The organism is Bradyrhizobium sp. WU425 (genome assembly GCF_021052305.1).
Lineage (GTDB): Bacteria > Pseudomonadota > Alphaproteobacteria > Rhizobiales > Xanthobacteraceae > Bradyrhizobium > Bradyrhizobium canariense_D.
In genome coordinates, this window is sequence record NZ_CP088089.1 from 4,998,492 (window position 1) to 5,017,504 (window position 19,013).

Annotated in this window: 23 protein-coding genes; 4 read left to right on the forward strand and 19 right to left on the reverse strand. The window is 64.0% G+C overall.

The window, feature by feature from the left end; translation table 11 throughout:
* Positions 1-37: 37 nt before the first annotated feature.
* The 3 genes from dctA to BcanWU425_RS24410 are packed head-to-tail and all read right to left on the reverse strand — an operon-like array spanning position 38 to position 2,957.
* Positions 38-1,339, reverse strand: coding sequence for a C4-dicarboxylate transporter DctA (gene dctA / locus BcanWU425_RS24400; protein ID WP_085395880.1), 1,302 nt, complete (start codon positions 1,337-1,339; stop codon positions 38-40).
* Positions 1,336-2,220 carry an amidohydrolase family protein gene (locus BcanWU425_RS24405; RefSeq protein ID WP_018459299.1) on the reverse strand — a complete coding sequence of 295 codons (885 nt, stop codon included), beginning with the start codon at positions 2,218-2,220 and terminating at the stop codon, positions 1,336-1,338. The genes dctA and BcanWU425_RS24405 overlap by 4 nt, the downstream gene beginning before the upstream one ends.
* Before the next feature lie 29 nt (positions 2,221-2,249).
* Positions 2,250-2,957 carry a TetR/AcrR family transcriptional regulator gene (locus tag BcanWU425_RS24410; RefSeq protein ID WP_085385611.1) on the reverse strand — a complete coding sequence of 236 codons (708 nt, stop codon included), beginning with the start codon at positions 2,955-2,957 and terminating at the stop codon, positions 2,250-2,252.
* 139 nt (positions 2,958-3,096) lie between these two features.
* Here BcanWU425_RS24410 and BcanWU425_RS24415 point away from each other — a divergent pair, with 139 nt between their 5' ends.
* Complete coding sequence (locus BcanWU425_RS24415) at positions 3,097-4,041, forward strand: tripartite tricarboxylate transporter substrate binding protein (RefSeq protein ID WP_326955996.1); 945 nt, start codon at positions 3,097-3,099, stop codon at positions 4,039-4,041.
* Between the two features lie 87 nt (positions 4,042-4,128).
* Here BcanWU425_RS24415 and BcanWU425_RS24420 read toward each other — a convergent pair whose 3' ends face one another.
* On the reverse strand, positions 4,129-5,277 hold the full coding sequence (locus tag BcanWU425_RS24420) for a mechanosensitive ion channel family protein (RefSeq protein WP_204510919.1): 1,149 nt from the start codon (positions 5,275-5,277) through the stop codon (positions 4,129-4,131).
* 125 nt (positions 5,278-5,402) lie between these two features.
* Between BcanWU425_RS24420 and BcanWU425_RS24425 the strand changes: the two genes are divergently transcribed.
* On the forward strand, positions 5,403-6,653 hold the full coding sequence (locus tag BcanWU425_RS24425; protein ID WP_026233776.1) for a DUF763 domain-containing protein: 1,251 nt from the start codon (positions 5,403-5,405) through the stop codon (positions 6,651-6,653).
* A gap of 38 nt (positions 6,654-6,691) precedes the next feature.
* On the opposite strand, the gene BcanWU425_RS24430 is transcribed toward BcanWU425_RS24425, so the two are convergent.
* The 8 genes from BcanWU425_RS24430 to BcanWU425_RS24465 form a co-directional block, all read right to left on the reverse strand.
* Complete coding sequence (locus BcanWU425_RS24430) at positions 6,692-6,934, reverse strand: hypothetical protein (protein WP_026233777.1); 243 nt, start codon at positions 6,932-6,934, stop codon at positions 6,692-6,694.
* Positions 6,935-6,968: 34 nt separating this feature from the next.
* A complete protein-coding gene (locus BcanWU425_RS24435; RefSeq protein WP_018459305.1) occupies positions 6,969-7,232 on the reverse strand; it encodes a hypothetical protein in 264 nt (87 codons plus the stop codon).
* A 15-nt stretch (positions 7,233-7,247) separates the two neighbouring features.
* Positions 7,248-7,475, reverse strand: a complete 228-nt coding sequence (locus BcanWU425_RS24440) for a hypothetical protein (protein WP_204510918.1) — start codon at positions 7,473-7,475, stop codon at positions 7,248-7,250.
* Between the two features lie 3 nt (positions 7,476-7,478).
* A complete protein-coding gene (locus BcanWU425_RS24445) occupies positions 7,479-7,679 on the reverse strand; it encodes a hypothetical protein (protein ID WP_204510917.1) in 201 nt (66 codons plus the stop codon).
* A 13-nt stretch (positions 7,680-7,692) separates the two neighbouring features.
* Complete coding sequence (locus BcanWU425_RS24450) at positions 7,693-7,875, reverse strand: hypothetical protein (protein ID WP_231188618.1); 183 nt, start codon at positions 7,873-7,875, stop codon at positions 7,693-7,695.
* Positions 7,876-8,012: 137 nt separating this feature from the next.
* A complete protein-coding gene (locus BcanWU425_RS24455; protein ID WP_231188621.1) occupies positions 8,013-9,284 on the reverse strand; it encodes a cytochrome P450 in 1,272 nt (423 codons plus the stop codon).
* Positions 9,285-9,393: 109 nt separating this feature from the next.
* Complete coding sequence (locus BcanWU425_RS24460) at positions 9,394-9,720, reverse strand: hypothetical protein (protein WP_204510915.1); 327 nt, start codon at positions 9,718-9,720, stop codon at positions 9,394-9,396.
* 105 nt (positions 9,721-9,825) lie between these two features.
* Complete coding sequence (locus BcanWU425_RS24465) at positions 9,826-10,599, reverse strand: ferredoxin--NADP reductase (RefSeq protein WP_018459311.1); 774 nt, start codon at positions 10,597-10,599, stop codon at positions 9,826-9,828.
* A gap of 156 nt (positions 10,600-10,755) precedes the next feature.
* Between BcanWU425_RS24465 and BcanWU425_RS24470 the strand changes: the two genes are divergently transcribed.
* A complete protein-coding gene (locus BcanWU425_RS24470; protein WP_018459312.1) occupies positions 10,756-11,952 on the forward strand; it encodes an amidohydrolase family protein in 1,197 nt (398 codons plus the stop codon).
* Between the two features lie 108 nt (positions 11,953-12,060).
* Positions 12,061-12,750 (forward strand): hypothetical protein, encoded by a 690-nt coding sequence (locus BcanWU425_RS24475; protein WP_085352764.1) that lies wholly within the window; start codon positions 12,061-12,063, stop codon positions 12,748-12,750.
* A 5-nt stretch (positions 12,751-12,755) separates the two neighbouring features.
* On the opposite strand, the gene BcanWU425_RS24480 is transcribed toward BcanWU425_RS24475, so the two are convergent.
* The 7 genes from BcanWU425_RS24480 to BcanWU425_RS24510 form a co-directional block, all read right to left on the reverse strand.
* Positions 12,756-13,145, reverse strand: coding sequence for a hypothetical protein (locus BcanWU425_RS24480; RefSeq protein WP_204510914.1), 390 nt, complete (start codon positions 13,143-13,145; stop codon positions 12,756-12,758).
* Positions 13,146-13,187: 42 nt separating this feature from the next.
* Positions 13,188-13,643: a MarR family winged helix-turn-helix transcriptional regulator gene (locus BcanWU425_RS24485; protein WP_007592445.1), complete on the reverse strand. Its 456-nt coding sequence runs from the start codon at positions 13,641-13,643 to the stop codon at positions 13,188-13,190.
* A 26-nt stretch (positions 13,644-13,669) separates the two neighbouring features.
* The gene (locus BcanWU425_RS24490) at positions 13,670-14,374 is read right to left on the reverse strand and encodes an ABC transporter ATP-binding protein (protein ID WP_007592446.1); all 705 of its coding nucleotides are present in this window, start codon (positions 14,372-14,374) and stop codon (positions 13,670-13,672) included.
* Positions 14,371-15,162 carry an ABC transporter ATP-binding protein gene (locus BcanWU425_RS24495; RefSeq protein WP_018459316.1) on the reverse strand — a complete coding sequence of 264 codons (792 nt, stop codon included), beginning with the start codon at positions 15,160-15,162 and terminating at the stop codon, positions 14,371-14,373. Before BcanWU425_RS24495 ends, BcanWU425_RS24490 begins: the two co-directional genes overlap by 4 nt.
* On the reverse strand, positions 15,159-17,048 hold the full coding sequence (locus BcanWU425_RS24500; protein WP_085352762.1) for an ABC transporter permease: 1,890 nt from the start codon (positions 17,046-17,048) through the stop codon (positions 15,159-15,161). Before BcanWU425_RS24500 ends, BcanWU425_RS24495 begins: the two co-directional genes overlap by 4 nt.
* Positions 17,049-17,199: 151 nt before the next feature.
* The gene (locus BcanWU425_RS24505) at positions 17,200-18,402 is read right to left on the reverse strand and encodes an ABC transporter substrate-binding protein (protein WP_018459318.1); all 1,203 of its coding nucleotides are present in this window, start codon (positions 18,400-18,402) and stop codon (positions 17,200-17,202) included.
* Between the two features lie 24 nt (positions 18,403-18,426).
* Positions 18,427-19,011: an amino acid synthesis family protein gene (locus BcanWU425_RS24510; protein ID WP_085352760.1), complete on the reverse strand. Its 585-nt coding sequence runs from the start codon at positions 19,009-19,011 to the stop codon at positions 18,427-18,429.
* Between the last annotated feature and the right edge of the window lie 2 nt (positions 19,012-19,013).

Here is a 19,013-nt window from a genome sequence, read left to right on the forward strand (position 1 = left end):
GACAAACTCCCCTCTATCGTTCGTCAACGTCATCGGTTCATCGAGTCGCGACAGCGGATTCCTCGCCGTCGAGCACGCGCCTCAGGCGGTCGGCATCGAGTGCGCCTTCCCATTTGGCAATCGCGATCGTCGCGACCGCGTTCCCGATCAGATTGGTTGGCGTCAGCCCTTGCGACATCAGGCGGTGGATGCCGAGCACGAGCGCCACGCTCGTCACCGGAATGCTGCCGGTGGCGGACAACGTTGCCGCCAGCACGACGAAGGCGGCGCCCGCGATTCCCGCCGCGCCCTTGGAGGTCACGAGCAGGATCAGAAGCAGCTCGATCTGCTCGGCTAGCCCAAACGGCGTGTTGGTCGCCTGTGCCAGGAACACCGAGGCGGCGGCAAGGTAGAGGCAGGTGCCGTCGAGATTGAAGGAATAGCCGGTCGGGATCACCAGCCCAACGACGCTGCGCTCGCAGCCGGCCTGCTCCAGCTTGGTCAGCATCCGCGGCAGCACCGTCTCGGACGATGTCGTGGCGATGCAGATCAAGAGCTCTTCCCAGATGTAGCGGATCAGCTTGAGCAGCGAGAAGCCACACAGACGCGCGACCGGGCCGAGCGCCACGATGATGAAGATCACGCAGGTGAGATAAAAGCCGCCGAGGAGCTTGCCCAGCGAGGCCAGCGAGCCGACGCCGAACTTGCCGACCGTGAAGGCGATGGCGCCGAAGGCGCCGATCGGCGCAGCCCACATCACGAATCCGACGATGGTGAATACCATCTTGGCGGCGATGTCGATGAGATGGACCAGCGGCGCGGCGCGCTCGCCGAGCTGCACCAGCGCAAATCCGCACAGTATGGCGATGAAGAGCACCTGGAGGATGTTGCCCTCGGCAAAGGCGCCGATGAACGTCGCGGGCACGATGTTCATCAGGAACGGCACAAAGCCGATCACGCCCGTCTGCTTGACATAGGGCTCGATCGCGCTGGCATTGAGACTGGCGGGATCGATGTTCATGCCGACGCCGGGCTTGAGCAAGTTCACCGCAATGAGACCGATGATCAGCGCGATCGTGGTCATGATCTCGAAATAGACGATCGCCTTGACGGCGACGCGCCCGACACGGGCCATATCGGCCATATGCGCGATGCCATGGACGACCGTGCAGAAGATGATCGGCGCGATCAGCATCCGGATCGCCTTGATGAAGGCGTCGCCAAGCGGCTGCATCCTGGCGCCCCCCTCGGGATTGACGATCCCAAGCGCGATTCCGGCCGCCATGGCGATGAGCACCTGGATCCAGAGCTCCTTCCACCAGGCGCGGCCGCGCGGCTTGTCGATCGCTAGCGCCGTCATTGGCCGAACTCGAACAGCCGCGCTGGATTATCGACGAGGATCTTCTGCTGATACTCCGGCTCCGGCGCGAACAGCGGGATTAGGTCGACGAGATCGCCGTCGTTCGGCATCGCCTTGACATTGGGATGCGGCCAATCGGTGCCCCAGATGACGCGGTCGGGCGCCGTCTCGACAATTTTTCGCGCGAACGGCACGGCGTCGGTGAACGGCGGACCGGCCGATGACACCCGCTCCGAGCCGCAGATCTTGACCCAGCATTTCTCGTCGCGCTGCATCAGCTCGACCAGGATCTTGAACGGCAGCTGGTCGAGCCCTTCGGACGCCTTCACCCGTCCCATATGGTCGATGGTGTAGCTCAGCGGCAGCCTTATCAGCGTGTCGGCATGTTCAGGCAGGTCGATCGCATCGAAATGCAGATCAATATGCCAGCCGAGCGGTGCGACCAGCGCGACGATGCGGTCGAACACCTGCTTGTCCGGGACCCCGCCGAGATGGCGGACGAAATTGAAGCGGCAGCCGCGGAAGCCGCCCTCATGCAGCACGCGAAGCTCGCGCTCGGTGATGGTGTCGTCGATATTGGCAACCGCGCGATAGGCCCCGTTGCTCTGCGCGATGGCGTCAAGCGCCACCGTGTTGTCGGTGCCATGCACACTCGCATTGACGATGACGGCGCGTCCAACGCCGAGCTTGGCATGCAGCGCGCGGAAATCCTCGAGCGGCGCATCCGGCGGCGTGTAGGAACGCTCCGGCGCGTAAGGGTATTTCGCGCCGGGCCCGAAGATGTGGCAATGCGCATCGCAAGACAGGTTCGGCAGTCTGAACTTCGGCGTGCGCGTGTCCGGATCGGGCGGCGGAATGGTCGGCGTGTACATCATTGCCATCAGATAAACCGCCGAACCAGATCGTGTCTTCAAGTCTTGCTGCTGACGACCGGCCGTCGCCGTGCTGGCGCCTGATCCAGCGCCGGCGCCTGGAACGCGGCCACGGTGGCTTGCACCAATTGCTCGATGGCACTTGCGGCATCGCTGCCGTCGGCCTCGCCGCGCGACAGGCGCGAGACGCGATCCGGCGTCACCAGCGAATAATAGAGTGCGCCAAGCAGGAAGTGGCTGCGCCAGACGATATCGGTGCGCGGAACGTGCGGCAGGCTTTCGTGAACAGCATCGATGAAGGCGTGGCTGGTGTCGTCAAAAGTCTGTGCGATGATCTTTCGCGCGACTTCATTGCCCTCCGCGGACATCACCGCGCGCAGCCGCGTGAACCGCGCCCCGCCCCCGGCAAGATCACTGCCCGAGGTGAAGGCCGGCACGACATAGGCCCGCACCACCGCTTCGAGCCGATCCTGGAGATCGCGCACGCGCTTGGCGGCCGCGAGCAGCTCGGAACGGCGCAAATTCATTGGCCCGCAATGGCGCCGGTAGATCTCCAGCAGCAGGCCGTCCTTGGTCTTGAAATGATAGGTGACGCTGCCGGGATTGGCGCCGGCGGCCTGTGCGATATCGCGCACCGACACGGCGTTGAAGCCGTTGGTGGCGAACAGCTCCTCGGCCGCGGCGAGGATCGCCTCGCGCATGTTCGGCTTGCGGGCCGTTTCCTTGCTGGCGGGGTTGCGGATCATGTGATTTGTACTATCGTACAAAAGATCAGGTCTCGTCAACAAAAACCATGGATGACACCCGGAAAGGCCGAGAGACCGCCGCTGGGTGCAAAGGAGTGCTGGGAAATGGCTGGGTTTCAACAAGACCATCAGCGGTCTGATGGTGGGCGCCGGTCTGCTGCTCGCGGGGACCGCCGCACAGGCCGACAAATATCCGAGCAAGCCGGTCCACATCCTGGTGCCTTATGCGGCCGGCGGCGCCGTCGACGTGCTCGCGCGCACCTTGGCTCAGGCGCTGGCCGGGACTTGGGGCCAGCAGCCGGTGATCGACAATCGTCCCGGCGCCGGCGGAATCGTCGCGTCCCAAGCGCTGACGCAGGCCGCGCCCGACGGCTACACGCTGATCCTCGTCGCGAGCGGCCATCCACTCAACCAGTTCATCTATCCGAGGGTGCCCTATGACACGTTCAAGGATTTCACCGCGATCAGCGAAGTCGCCTCCTCCCCGCTCGCGATCGTCGTGGCCAAGGACAGCCCCTATAAGACGCTCAGTGATCTCCTCATCGCGGCGAAAAAGGAGCCGGATAAGCTCTCCTACGGCATGTCCGGCAACGGCACCTCGGCGCACCTCGCGGGTGAGCTGTTGAAATACATGTCCGGCACCAAGATCGTCGCGATCCCCTACAAGGGCGGCGCCCCCGCGCTGACCGCCGTGATCGCCGGCGACATTCCGCTCAGCATCAATCCACTTGCGGAAGCCATCAGCCAGATCGAAGGCGGCGCGGTGCGCGCGCTCGCGGTGACCTCGGCCGAACGCTCCAAGGCGCTGCCCAATGTTCCGACCGTCGCCGAGTCGGGCGTGCCGGGTTACGACGTCTCCGTCTGGTGGGGCGTTCTTGGTCCCGCAAAAATGCCGCCGGAGATCGTCACGAAGCTCGAAAGCGATCTGAAGGCGGCGCTGCAGGACCCAAACGTACTGTCGACGCTCGGCAAGATCGGCGCGGCCCCGGTCGGCTCATCGTCGAGGGATTTCGGCGCCTACATGCATGCCGAGGCGACCAAATGGGAGCCGGTGCTGAAGGCCGCCGACATCCGCGCGCAGTGAGGTGCTTCGCATGAGGACCAGCGCGCTGGACACGATCCAGCGCCAGGCAGGCTTGCGCGGCGCCACGAAGGCCGACGCGCAAGTAGGTCAAATGCGTGCGCTCGCCCGCATCTTCTCCGGCGGCGCGGGACGCCGCACGAAATCGGCGTCATCGTCGCCTCCTCCCGACGGGATCAGGATCGCGCGCTCGCGCGGCAGCGCTTCCGGCATCTCGTCCCGGATGAAGGCGATGAGCTTCTCCCTCATCTCGCAGCGCAGGTCCCAGGACTGCGGCGCGTTCCTGGCGCTGACGAGGGCGCGGAGCTCGATGGTGCGAGCATCCGCGTCAACGACCTGGAGATTGACCACCTCGCCGTCCCAGAGCTTGGACTCCTTCACTGCTTCTTCCAGCCAGCGCCGGATCCGCGGCACGTCGGCACGATAATCGACATGAAACGCAATCACGCCGATCAGGGACGCAGTGTCGCGGGTCCAGTTCTGGAATGGCTTTTCGATGAAATAAGACAGCGGCACCACCATGCGGCGCCAGTCCCACAGCCGGATCACCACATAGGTCGCGGCGATGTCCTCGACCCAGCCCCACTCGTTCTCGATGATGACGGCATCCTCGATGCGGATCGGCTGGGTGATTGCGATCTGCATGCCCGCGATCAGATTGCTCAGCAGCGGCCGGGCGGCAAGACCAACGATGATACCGGCGGCACCGGCGGAGGCGAACAGGCTGACGCCGTATTGCCTGACCGAGTCGAATGTCATCAGCGCGGTCGACACCGTGATGATGACGATGATGATATCGGTGACGCGCTTGAAGACGCGGACCTGGGTGACGTGCTTGCGCGCGACAAAATTCTCGGTGACGTCGCGAAAGTTCTGGAGATACCGTGCCGCGCTCATATCCACGATCCGGATCGAGATCCAGCCGATCAGCGCAATGAAGGCGACGACGAACAGGCGCGTCAGCGGCGTGCGGAAGGCGTCGTCCAGCGGCGCGAGCGGCAGCACCAACGCTACGGCGGCAAGACTGAGGGCCAGCTGAGTTGGGCCCGCGGTGCGGGCGATGAACACGCTCACGAGCGGGAGGCGGGTTCCGAAGGCGCGGTTGAACAGCCAAACCGAGAGGCGATAGATCGACAGGGCGATCAGGATCGCGCCCAAGACTAGAGTGAGGCCGACGAACCACGACGGGATCCACCCGAACATCCTGTCGATGTCGGCCAAAAGGGTCTGCCAATCCATTAATGTCCCCGCATTGCATCCGCGCTTGCGTTCAACGCGTTGCAGCGTCGTTCGCTCCCCCGCTCGGTGCAATGCAGCATCCCTCTGGTGCAATCATCGCCGAACTGCGCTATTTGTGGTCAATCATGACTCGACGGACCGGCAGCGCCGATCTTCCCCTTCACACCGGCCGGGTTCCACCCTGGCTGGCGACCCGCATGTCGTCGCTCGGCGCGATCGTCACACAGGCGATCGTGCATCACTACGGACGCGATGCATTCCTCCAGCGGCTCTCGCACCCGTTCTGGTTCCAGTCGTTCGGCGCCGTCATGGGGATGGATTGGCACTCCTCCGGCATCACGACGTCGGTGATTGGCGCGCTGAAGCGCGGGCTGGGACCGCTCCAGGACGAGCTCGGAATCTACGTCTGCGGCGGGCGTGGCCAGCACTCGCGCAAGACCCCGGACGAGCTGATGCAGCTCGGCGACCGAATCGGCTTCGACGGCGCAAAGCTCACGCGTGCGAGTCGCCTCGTGGCGAAGGTTGACAGCGCCGCGGTCCAGGACGGCTTTGACCTTTACCTGCACGGCTTCTTCGTCACCGCCGACGCCAAATGGACCGTGGTGCAGCAAGGCATGAACGGCGACAAGCGGCAGGCCCGCCGCTATCACTGGCATTCCGAGGCGCTGAAGAGTTTTGTCGACGCACCGCACAGCGCGATCGACGGGCCGCGGCAAGGCGAGATCGTCAACCTCACCGACCATCGCGCCGAGATCTCGCGCACCGCGCAGCTCGAGCTTCTGAGCGATCTCGGCCCGGATCGTATCCTTTCCGAATTCGAGCGGCTCACCGGAACTGCGCCCGCGCCCGCACAGGCGACGCTGCCGCACCTGATCATGCCCGGGCATCACGACGTGCGGCCGAAGGACGTGTTTGCGCGCCGCCTGCACGGCACACTCGCTGCTGCGGCCGAGCGCGGCCCGGTCGACTTTCCGGAGCTGCTGCTGACTCCCGGCGTTGGCGCTCGCACCGTTCGTTCGCTGGCGATGGTCGCCGAAGTCGTGCACGGCGCGCCCTACCGCTTCAACGATCCCGCGCGCTTCTCGCTTGCCCACGGCGGCAAGGACCGGCATCCCTACCCTGTTCCACTCAAGGTCTATGACGAAACCATTCGCGTGCTGAAGGGGGCGATTCAGAACGCAAAGCTCGGGCGCGAGGAAGAGATGCAAGCCATCAAGCGCCTCGACGACCAGGCGCGGCGGCTGGAGCGCACCGCGCATGGGCCATCCGTCGAATCCTATATCGCCGGAGAGCGTGCGGCCTCGCCCGATCTCGACGGCCGTTCCGTGTTCGGCTGGGAGCGTGATCTCGGGTCGACAAAAAAGCAGACCGGCTGAAAGCCGGTCCGCGAGTTCAGCGGGAAGGAACGCCGCTCTCAGGTCTCGTCGGTGCCCGGCTCCTCGTCGAGCCGGTTGGCCGAGTGGTCCTGATATTGTTCGGTCTGGATCGCCTTGCCGTCCATGCCGCGAATGTCCGAGTGCTGCGCCTTGTCGCGGTTTGACAGCACCATGTTGTCGCCGATCTTCTCCTTGGGCACGTCCGTCATGGCGCCGCTGCCGTCGCCCTTGCCGTGCATGCCCGATCTGAAATGCGTCTTGCTGCCACGACCACCTGGCATCTTTTTCTCCTCTTGCTTTGATCGCCCGTGCAGCTCAATGCTTCTGCTGTGCCGGCGTCGGTTTCGGCGGCTTGTGTCCGCTTTGGCCGGAATCATTGTGCTTGTTGTGATCGCTTTCCTGGTTGAGGCCGCCTCGGCTCACCGGGAATTCACTCTGTCGCGCCTCAGGTCTCGCCCGGTGAACGGCCGTATTCTCCGGATTGTGGCCGAGGGCGCGCTCAAGCTCTCGCGCGTCTGGAACATCCGGCTTGCGCTCGAGGATGCGAACCTGTTGCTCGTGGGTCTTCTTGCCTTGCATGCTCGTCCTCCGGAGCTATCGGCCTCTTCGGTGCGTGCCACTGCGTGCGATGTCCTTGTCGATGTCGCCAGCGGCGTTCACGTCGTTCTCGACGTCGCCTTCGATCGTGTTCTCGCCCAAGGCGTCCTCGAGGTCCTCAGGCGAGATACCGGCCATCGTTGCGCCCTTCGATCCGCCGATCATGGGGTTATTTTGCATATCCTTTTCCGTCGGTGCGTAGAGTTTGGGTTGCTTGTTGGTCATGCCTCACCTGCCTCCGCCTTTTCCGGCCTCGTCATGCCTGTGGTGTGAATCGTGCTCGCCACCTCCGCCGGAGACGCGGCTGTGGTTGCGCTGCGGGTCGTCCGCCGCGGGCTTCTTCACTTCGAGCGGTGCCTTCGCATTCTCATGCGATGCGCCTGGTCCGCCCTGACGGATGCTGTTCGGTGTCTTGGTGGATGTCGACATGAGGGTCCGCTCCTCAGCGATCTTGCTGATAGCCTTGGTTGGTGGTGTTCTGCTTGATGTTGCCCTGCTGGCTTTGCTGGTCCGGATTTTGCGCACGCTGCTGGCCGCGCGGGGCAGTCGAGGACACTTGCTTGCTGTCGCCGGTTCCCTTCGGACTTTGATTCTCGGCGGGAACAGGTGGCATCTTGCCGGTCATGATGCTGTCTCCTGTTGTTGATCTGCGACATCGACCGGAGGAACTCGTCGCGGCTTTCGATGTCGCAAAAACAACTAGAGCAACGGCATGCCGTTCCTACCGACGACTGCAGAGAAATTTTCCGCAAGGTGTAAGTCTCAGCAGGCCACTGGCTGGGAACGAACCAACATCGATCCAGCTGATGCTGTCGCCTGTGCTGCGTGGCCGTCGGGCGCGACAGGGAGGTTCGCGATCGCTCGCATGCCCGGTCGCTTGCGCCAGTGGATCTGAGACACGTCCACAGCAAAGCCAAGCCGCGGCCATCGCACAAACAACGCTTCCAGGGCACACGCTGCCTCGATGCGCGCGAGTTGATGGCCGAGGCAGAAATGGATGCCCGTTCCGAAGGACATGTGACGGTTCGGCTTGCGCGCGGGATCGAGGCTCTCGGGGCGCTCATGCATCGCCGGGTCCATGTTCGCGGCGGCGAGCATCACCATGACGCGATCGCCCTTCTTGAGACGCACGCCCGCGAGCTCGATATCCCGCCTCACATAGCGGGGCTTGGAGAACTGCACCGGCGACACGAAGCGCAGGAATTCCTCCACCGCAAGCCCGACGCGGCTCCAGTCCTGTGCCAGCCAGTCGCGGACGCCGGGATTTCTGAGGAGCTCGTAGACAGAACCGCTGATGAGATGCGTGGTGGTCTCGGAGCCCGCCGCGAGCAGTAGGAACACCATCGACACCATTTCGTCCGGCGTGATCTGGCCGCCCTCGCGCTCGACCTGAACCAGCTCCGCGATCAGGCCTTCGCCGCCCCGCACGCGGGCAATCTGCAGCTGCCGTTCGAGGTAGGCTCGCATCTTGCGGAACGCGAACAGCATGCGGAAGAAGCTGGCGACGTTCGTAAGTGAGGACATCGTATTGGCCCAGGCGATGAAGCGGGGGCGATCGGCCAACGGCAATCCGAGCAGCTCGGAGATCACCGCGAGCGGCAGGATGCGCGCATAGCGCTGGACGAGATCGGCCGGGCTTCCTGCCAGGAACAGCTCGTCGGCGAGACCGTCCGCGATGGCGCGGATGTGCGGCTCCATCGCGACGATCGCGCGGCGGCGGAAGGCCTCGTCAACAATGCTGCGCAGCCTTGTGTGGTCAGGCTCGTCCATTGTCAGCATGTTGTTGGCGATGGTTCTGACGTAGTTCGGCATCCACCAGCGCAAACCCGCGACGTCCCCATCCTCCTTGCGCAGCGTGAAATCGGTGCCGTCCTTCAGGACCTGCGCGGTGGCCTCATGGGTCGTGGTGATCCAAACATCGCCGACGAGAGGAAATCGCGCCGCGACCACAGGACCGGACATGCGCAACGTTGCGATCGCCTTGGGCGGATCGCGAAAGAAGGCCTCGCTGGTGAAATCGAGGCGTGGTGCCATGTGATCACCGAAGCGGTTGACGGGGTCTCACCAAGATGGTGCACGACGCCGCCCGCGCAAGGGATACGGAACCTCCGCTTCGGCTTCGGTGCAGGCGTGAGAGTCGAGTCTACCCCCGCCCCGGCGAACGCGGGCCGATCTTGCGCTGCTGCTGGTTGGTGTAGGCGTCCCAATTGCTCCAGCTGCCGTTGCTGAGGCTTCGCAGGTCGGTGGTGAGCGGACGGCGCGTGCGCTTGTCGTGATCGGCGATCACGCGCTCGGATTGCAGGATCTTGCGCTTGAGTTCCCCGAGCGCCTTCTGGGTCTGGCCGTTCCGCTTCGAAGACGCGATCTCGCCCATCGTGAAGCGCGCGGTTTCGAGCGTCTTCAACTCGGCGCGGTTCTTCTTCAACTGAACCCGGTGCCAGGCGATATTGCTGTCGCTGTCCGCAACCATGTGGGAACTCCGCTGATTCGTTCCCACAGTGTATCGCGTGCCGAATCGACGCCGCAACGGGCGCGCGGCGGCGAAAATACGGTCTTCTTGCGCGGGGTTCCGGGCTCAGCGCTCGGCGAAGGCCTTTTCGACCACGAATTGGGCCGGCTCGCCGTGATTGCCCTCGACAAGACCCCGCTCGCCGAGGAGCACGCGGGTATCCGCCACCAGCGCCGGGCTGCCGCAGATCATGACGCGATCGTGGGCGGCTTCCAGTGCCGGCAGGCCGATGTCGGAAAACAGCTTGCCCGAGGTGATGAGATCGGTGATGCGCCCGCGATTGCGGAAGGGATCGCGCGTCACGGTCGGATAGTAGATCAGCTGGTTGCGGATGTACTCGCCGATCAGCTCGTCCTTGGGCAGCGTCTCGGTGATCATCTCGCCATAGGCGAGCTCCTTCACGTGTCGGCAACCGTGCAGCAGCACGACCTTCTCGAACCGCTCGTAGGTTTCGGGGTCCTTGATCACGCTCAGGAACGGCGCAAGGCCCGTACCGGTGCCGATGAGGTAGAGGTTGCGGCCGTCTTCCAGATTGTCGATCACCAGCGTGCCGGTGGCCTTGCGGCTGACGATGATCTCGTCGCCTTCCTTTAGATGCTGGAGCCGTGAGGTGAGCGGGCCGTCCGCGACCTTGATCGAGAAGAACTCCAGCGTGTCCTCGTAATTGGCGCTGGCGACGCTGTAGGCCCGCAGCAGCGGCTTCTCGCCGACCTTGAGCCCGATCATGGTGAATTCGCCGTTGCGGAAGCGGAAGGTCGGGCTGCGGGTGGTCTTGAAGGAGAACAGCGTGTCGGTCCAGTGGTGGACGCTCAAAACGGCTTCCTGATTGAAATTGCTCATCTCACCCTTCCGTGGCGCGTCGTGGCGGTTTTCAAGGCGGCAGCTATGCGTCGTTTGTATACGATCATTTGTATACTAATGAATAATCCGGCTTGATCCCGCGGTCAAGGCTGCCCAAGATCGGAAGCGTTGCAGTTAAGGACAAGGACCCATTCCATGGCGCATGACGCACCCCAGGCCACCGGACCCTCGAAGCTCGTGATCCGCAATATCGGCCTGATCCTGTCCGGCGCGCTGGAAAAGCCGATCCTGGACGGCGACACCATCGTCGCCGAGAACGGCAAGATCACCGCGATCGGCCGCTTCAAGGACCTCAACACCGAAGGCGCGACCACCATCGTCGAGGCCAACGGCACCACGGTGGCGCCCGGCCTGATCGACAGCCATGTCCATCCTGTTGCGGGCGACTGGACGCCGCGCCAGAACCAGATCGGCTGGATCGACAGCAATTTGCATGGCGGCGTCACCACGATGATTTCCGCCGGCGAGGTGCATATGCCCGGCCGCCCGCGCGACGTCGTGGGGTTGAAGGCGATGGCCATCTTCGCGCAGCGTGCATTCTGGAATCTGCGGCCTGGCGGCGTGAAGGTTCACGCCGGCGCGCCTGTGATCGAGTGCGAGATGGTGGAGGAGGACTTCAAGGAGTTGGCCGCAGCCGGCGTCAAGCTGCTCGGCGAAGTCGGCCTGGGCGGCGTCAAGGACGGCCCCACGGCGCGAAAAATGGTCGGCTGGGCCCGCAAATATGGCATCCAGAGCACGATCCACACCGGCGGTCCTTCGATCCCCGGCTCCGGATTGATCGACAAGGATGTGGTGCTTGAGGCAGACACCGACGTGGTTGGCCACATCAATGGCGGTCACACCGCGCTTCCCGACGACCAGATCCGCTGCATCTGCGAGGGCTGCAAGCGCGGCCTCGAGCTCGTTCACAATGGCAACGAGCGCTCGGCGCTGTTCACGTTGCGCATTGCGCGCGAGATGGGCGATCTGCACCGCGTCATCCTCGGCACCGATGCGCCGGCCGGCTCCGGCGTGCAGCCGCTCGGCATTCTCCGCATGGTGTCGATGCTGTCCTCGCTTGGCGACCTCCCGGCCGAGGTCGCGTTTTGCCTGGCGACCGGCAACACGGCGCGGATGCGCGAATTGGATTGCGGCCTGATCGAAGTGGGCCGCTCGGCCGATTTCGTCATCATGGACAAGGCGCAGCACTCGGCCGGCAAGAACATTTTGGACAGCGTCCAACTCGGCGACCTCCCCGGCATCGGCATGACCATCATTGACGGTATCGTGCGCACCCAGCGCAGCCGCAACACCCCGCCGGCCGGCAGGGTGCCCGAGGTGGTGGCGAAGTGACGCAGCCGGAGCGGCTCGCCGCTCCCGTGCTCCCTTGACAGCATTGAACAAGTCGTCGGCCTGCTGCGTCTAACGCAGGCAGTTCATTGCTGGAACGCCGAGGGAGACATGAAGAATTCGTCGCGGATTGCCGCCGGTGTAGCCGGTGCGGTCGGAGGTTATGTCGCGACCTTTGTGCTGTTTTCAGTGCTCGATCTGGGCAACCGGGCGGACCCGATCACGTCTGGCCTGTTGGCACTGTTCGTCTACTCACCCATCGGAGCGATCGCTGGCGTGGTGCTTGCCAGCTGGCTGGTAACGCGTTCCGGCACGGATGCAGGCAATAGCGGTCTCGCGCGCAACAGCCTGAAATCGCTTGGTGTCGTGGTCCTGCTTTGCGTGGCCGCCGCCGCCACCTACCTGGGCGTCGCGTACATGACGGCCACGCCCTGGCTCAACCGAAACGGCGCCACTCCTCTGCTCGTCTTCGAGGTTCGCCTTCCGGCCGGCGCAACAGTGCCGAAATCACCGCAAGATATCACCATCGAATTGCAGACGGACCTCAACACCATGCCGGGCGAATTGAACGCAGCTGGCTTCCATAGTGACGGCGATCAGCCCGTCATCGCAGGCGAAGTCGAACTGGCGTTCCGAACCTCGCACCGGCAACTCGCCGTCAACATCCAGGGACAGCCCAGCCGAATCTACCCGATCGGATTGACGGCCTCGGCTCCGCATACGCCGGAGTTCGGAACGTGGCGGCGGCTCGCCGATGGCAGCGAAATCCGCTATCGCGCAAAATGGCCGGGGAAGACGTAGCAGGATCACCGCGGTTTCGCTATCTCACAACGCACATAGGTCTGGCGCTTGCCCGGCCCGACCGGGCTGTTGTCCATCACCAGCTTGCCGTCCGCGGCAATGGAAACCCGGGGACTGGAGCGATACTTCTCACCCTCGCCTTCGCAGGCGAGCTTCATTTTCCAGGCGAGCTTCCCGTCGGCAGTGATCTCGCTGGCGCGGCACCGGGTCTCGTACCAATAGAGACGGTTGCCGCCCTCGATGCTCATGCGGTTGGCGCTGTCCTCGTCGCGGCAATCCTTTTTGGTTGACGCCCAGAACCCCTCATAGGCTTGCGCCTCCAGGGCGGGAGCAGACTGGCCCGCCAGCATCACACTCATGCCCAGAGCCATAGCAAACCGGGTCGCCGCTCTCATGTCAAAAACCTCGACAAGACCTTCACCGAGGTTAGTCGCGCCTCACCGCAGCTTGTTCAACAGCGCCATCAGCATCTCGCGCTCCTTTGCCTCGAGCGGCGCCAGCGTCTCTCGTGTGATCGCAAGCGCATTCGGCGCGACCTTTTCCGCCAATTGCTGGCCCGCGCGCGTCAGGCTGACCAGAAGCCGCCGTCCATCCTCCGGATCCTGGCTGGTCTCGGTGAGGCCGCGCGCCGTCAACCGATCGATCACGCCCTTGATGGTCGCCACGTCCATCGCCGTCAGGCGCCCGAGCTGGTTCTGCGAGCATGGCCCGGCCTCGGCGAGCTTCGACAGCGCCGCCCATTGCGTCGGCGTAATGTTGGTGCCGATCTCGCGAGAGAAGATCGCGCTGTGGCGCTGCCAGACCTGGCGAAGGATGAAGCCGACCTGCTCGTCGAGCACATAAGGCGGCTTTGCCGGTTTGACGCTTTTCTTCGCCGCGACGCTTCTCGCCATCCGCTCGATGCCCTTGCCCTTTGCCTTCACAACGACAGATGCGCGTCGCGGATATCCGGACGCGCGTCGAGCTCGGCCATGGTGCCGCCGAAGCAGATGCGGCCGCGCTCGATGATATAGGCGCGATCGGAGATCAGCCGCGCAAAATGCAGATTCTGCTCGGAGACGACGATGCTGACGCCCTCCTTCTTCATGGTCAGGATGGCCTCGACCATCTGCTCCACGATTTTCGGCGACAGGCCTTCCGAGGGCTCATCCAGCAGCACCAGCGATGGATTGCCCATCAGCGTGCGCGCGATGGTGAGCATCTGCTGCTCGCCGCCGCTCATGCGGCCGCCCGGGCGATTTTTCATCTCGCCGAGGTTAGGGAACAGCGAAAACAGCTTGTCGCGAGTCCAGTGCGGCGCGTTCGGGCGCTTCGGCTGGCGGCCGACCTCGAGATTCTCTTCCACCGTCAAATCGGTGAAGATACGCCGCTCCTCCGGCACGTAACCAAGCCCATCCCGCACGATCTCATGTGTCGGACGCGCCGAGACATCCTTGCCTTCGAACATGATCCGTCCTGAGCGCTGCGCGACGAGCCCGACGATCGAGCGAAACGTCGTCGACTTGCCGGCGCCATTGCGGCCGAGCAATGCCACGACTTCCCCCTCGCCGACTTCGAAGCCGATGTCGAACAGGATATGGGCCGGGCCGTAATGACTATTGAGGTCCTGCACCGTGAGCTTCATGCCGATGCTCCCTCGCGATGCCCGGCCTCGTAAAGCAGGCCCTCGCCGAGGTAGACCGCCTGCACTTGCGGATTGCCGCGGACCTGGGCGGGCGAGCCCTCGGCGATCAGCGTGCCGCGGTTGAGCACGATGATGCGGTCGGCGTGCTCGAACACCACGTCCATGTCGTGCTCGGTGAAGAGAACGCCGATCGATTTTTCCCGGGCGATCTGCGCGGTCAGCCGCATCAAATCGACCCGCTCGCGCGGCGCCATGCCGGCGGTCGGCTCGTCCATCAGCAGCAGCTTTGGCTGGTTGGCGAGCGCGACGGCGAGCTCGAGCCGCTTGAGATCGCCATAGGCAAGCTCGCCGCAGGGGCGATCGGCGTAACCGCCCATGCCGACCAGCTCGAGCAGTCGCCCGGCTTCGCCGCGGTCGAAGTTCGGCGCCGAGCCCCAAAGATTGTACAATTGCTTGCCATGCGAGATCAGCGCGACTTGCACGTTCTCGCGCACCGTCATGGTCGCGAAGGTCGCGGTGATCTGGAAGGTGCGACCCACGCCCATCCGCCAGATCTCGCGCGGCTTCCTGCCGGTTGTGTCCTCGCCGAGCAGGCGGACGTGGCCGGTATCAGGCTTGTTCTGGCCATTGAGCATGTCGAAACAGGTGCTCTTGCCCGCGCCGTTCGGTCCGATCAGCGCCAGGATTTCACCGGCGCGCAGCGAGAACGAGACGCCGCGCACGGCATGGACGCCGCCATAGGATTTGGTCAGTCCTTCGACCGCGAGAAGTGGGGGCGCGACGCTCATTCGGCGGACTCGATCGGCTTGGCAAGCAAGGGTGACCCCGGCGGCGACGTCTTCCTGCGGCGCTGCGCTAGCATCTCCAGCATGCCGACGATGCCCTTGGGGAAGACGACGACGATCAGAACGATGAAACCGCCGAGCACGAGTTTTGACAGGTCGGTCTGACTGACCAGCCAGATGTTCAAGGCCTTGTAGACGATGGCGCCGATCACCGCGCCCGACACCGTCTCGACGCCGCCGAGCAGCACCATGACAAGGGCGTCGACCGAGAGCGAGATGCCGAGATTGTCCGGAAAGACGCTGCCCTTGAGGTAGGCGAACAGCGCGCCGCCAATGCCCGCGGTCGTGCCCGCGATCACGAAGGCGGTCCACTGGATACGCTTGGTGTTGATGCCGACCGCTTCGCTGCGCAGCAGCGAGTCGCGCGTCGCCCTCAGCGCATAGCCGAACGGCGAGAACACCATGGCCCGCAAAGCGATCGTCACGAGCGCCGCAACACCGAGCGACAGCCAATAGAAATGCGATGGGCTCGCCGCCCAGCTCGAGGGCCAGACGCCCAGGATGCCGTTGTCGCCGCCGGTGACGCTCACCCACTGGAACGCGATCGACCAGACGATCTGCGCGAAGGCGAGCGTCAGCATCGCAAAATAGACGCCGGAGAGCTGCACCGCGAAGAAGCCGAACACGGCAGCGCCCATGCAGCCGAGCAGCGGACCGAGCAACAGGCAGACGATCATCGGCAGTCCGGCCATCTTGGCGAGGAAAGCGACGCCGTAAGCGCCGAGGCCGAAATAGGCGGCGTGACCAAAGGACGCGAGCCCGCCGACCGACATCAGGAAGTGCAGGCTGACGGCGAAGATCACTGAGATCGCGATCTCCGAGCCGACGGTCAGTGCATAATTGCCGGCGAACAGCGGTAGTGTCGCCGCGACGACGAGCGCTGCAAACGCAGCCAACCGCTCATTCGACGTCAGCGGTCGCCAGGGATTGACGGTGAGACCCGGCGTCTTGCGGGCCGGCGCCTCGGGCCTGCCGAACAAGCCCCAGGGCCGCACGATCAGCACCACCGCCATCACCAGGAAGACCAGGATGATAGAGATTTTTGGAAAGATCAGGATGCCGAAGGCGTTGAGCTCGGAGACCAGCACAGCCGCGACGAAAGCGCCGATGATGCTACCGAGGCCTCCGATCACCACGACGACGAAGACCTCGACGATGATGCGCAAATCCATCGCATGATGCACGGCATCGCGTGGGATCTGGAGCGCACCGCCGAGAGCGGCGAGGAAAACGCCGACCGCAAACACGCTCGTGAACAACCATTTCTGATTGACGCCCAGCGCCGCGACCATGTCGCGGTCCTGCGTCGCTGCGCGCACCAGAACGCCCCAGCGCGTGCGCTGGAACAAGAGCCAGAGAATGCCGAGCACGACCGGTCCGAGCACGATCAGAAACAGATCATAGCTCGGAATGTTCTGGCCGAAGAAGTCGATCGCCCCCTTGAAGCCGGGCGCACGGCGCCCCACGAGATCGTCTGGGCCCCAGATCAGGACGACGAGGTCCTCGACCATCAAGGTCAGGCCGAAGGTCGCAAGCAGCTGGAACAGCTCGGGCGCGTGATAGATGCGCCGGAGCAGCACCATCTCGACGATGACGCCGATCAGCGCCACCGCGAACGCCGCCACCACGATGCCGCCCCAGAAGCCGAATGCACCTGACAGGCGCTCCGTCAGCGTGAAGGCGACATAGGCGCCGATCATGTAAAAGGCGCCATGCGCAAAATTCACGATCCGCGTCACGCCAAAGATGATCGACAGGCCCGACGCCACCAGGAAAAGCGACGCTGCGCTGGCGAGACCGGTCAGAAACTGTACGACGTAAAAGGCCATCTGCGGTCCGGGTTAAGCGTAAGTCGCAATATTAGGCTTCATCCTTCGAGGCGGCGCTACGCGCCTCCTCAGGATGAGGTCGGGACCCTCATGGTGAGGAGCGCGGCTGCGCCGCGCGTCTCGAACCACGAGGCCCCGGTCTCACTTTGGATCAATCCTTCGGACGCAGCTTCTCGACTTCGGCATCACTTGGTAGATAGTCCGCGCCCTTCTTGTAAGACGAGTCCACCATCACGCCCTTACCGTCCTTCAGCGCGGTCTTGCCGACATAGGCACCGAGCGTCGACTGGTGATCGATCTTGCGGAAGGTGATCTCGCCCAGCGGCGACGGCATCGAAAGTCCTTCCGCCGCAGTGATCAGCTTCTCCGGATCGGTCGAATTGGCCTTCGCCAGGATCGCCGCCGCCGACTTGATGGTCTGGTAGCCAACGATCGAGCCGAGGCGCGGATAGTCGTTGTACTTGGCCTGATAGGCCTTCAGGAACGCGTCGTGCTCGGGCGTCTTGATCGAGTACCAGGGATAGCCGGTGACGATCCAACCCTCGGGTGTCTCCTCCTTGAGTGGATCGAGATATTCCGGCTCACCGGTGAGGAAGGAGACGACCTCGCGTCCCTTGAACAGGCCGCGGGTGTTGCCTTCGCGCACGAGCTTGACGAGATCGGCGCCGAAGGTGACGTTGAGGATCGCTTCGGGATTGGCCGCGGCAACCGCCTGCACTACCGGACCGGCGTCGATCTTGCCCTGCGGCGGCCACTGCTCATCGACCCACTGGATGTCGGGCCGCTTCTCCGACATCAGCTTCTTGAACACCGCGACCGCGGACTGGCCGTATTCATAGTTCGGCGCGATCGTCGCCCAGCGCTTTGCGGGCAGCTTGCTGGCCGCTTCCACCAGCATCGCGGCCTGCATGTAGTTCGAAGGACGCAGTCGGAACGTGTACTTGTTGCCTTTCGACCAGGTGATGGCGTCCGTCAGAGGCTCGGCCGCCAGAAAGAACACCTTCTTCTGGTTGGCGAAGTCGCTGACCGCAAGACCGATGTTCGACAGGAACGTACCCGTCAGCATCGCCACGCCCTCGCTCGACACCAGCTCGTTGGCCGCGGTCTGCGCATCTGCCGGCTTGCCACCATCGTCCTTGGAGACGACGATGAGCTTCTTGCCGTTGATGCCGCCGGCCGCATTGATCTCTTCGACCGCGAGCTGCCAGCCCTTGCGATAGGGCTCAGTGAACGCCGGCAGCAGCGAGTAGCTGTTGATCTCGCCGATCTTGATGTCCTGCGCAAGGGCCGAATGAGCCATGCCGCTTGCCAACAGCGCGAACGCCGCCCCGACAAAATAGTTCTTTGCTCGCATCCCAACCTCCACTTTCTGAAAAGATTAACGCAGTCCGTCTTCGCCCTTGATCTCCGCAACGGTCAGCCCGCCGACGCGCGGCAAAGGACGGCCACTGTCGGTGACGGCGACCGCGACCATGATCTCGTTGGCGCGCGGCGCGTCGTTGATCTGCACTTCCATGCCATCGAAATGACTGCGCACGAAGGCTGCATCCTTGTGGCCCAGCGGAACGTCCAGCGTCGTGCCGGGTCCACTGCGCTTCTTCGACGACGGGATCAGCGCAGCGCCTTTGCCCAGCACTTTACGCACCGGCGCGCCCATTTTCGGGTGAAGGATGGCGGCTGCATGCTCCAGCTCGCCATTCTCGCCGACGGCCGCGGCCTTGCCATAGCTCTGCGCCTTGGACCCGTCGATGCCGAGCGCCGCCACCGCGCGCTTCGAGAGCAGCTCGCCGAGCTCCTCGCCAATCGCGATCAGCGGCGAGAGATCCTCGACATACTTTCCAGCAAACGGATTCTCGATCACGGCGATCGCCGCCGCACGCCGCGTCGGCGGTGAGACCTGGCGGCCCATCTCCATCTGCGTCTCTTCGACGACGGTGACGATCTTGCGGATGATCGCGCTCATGA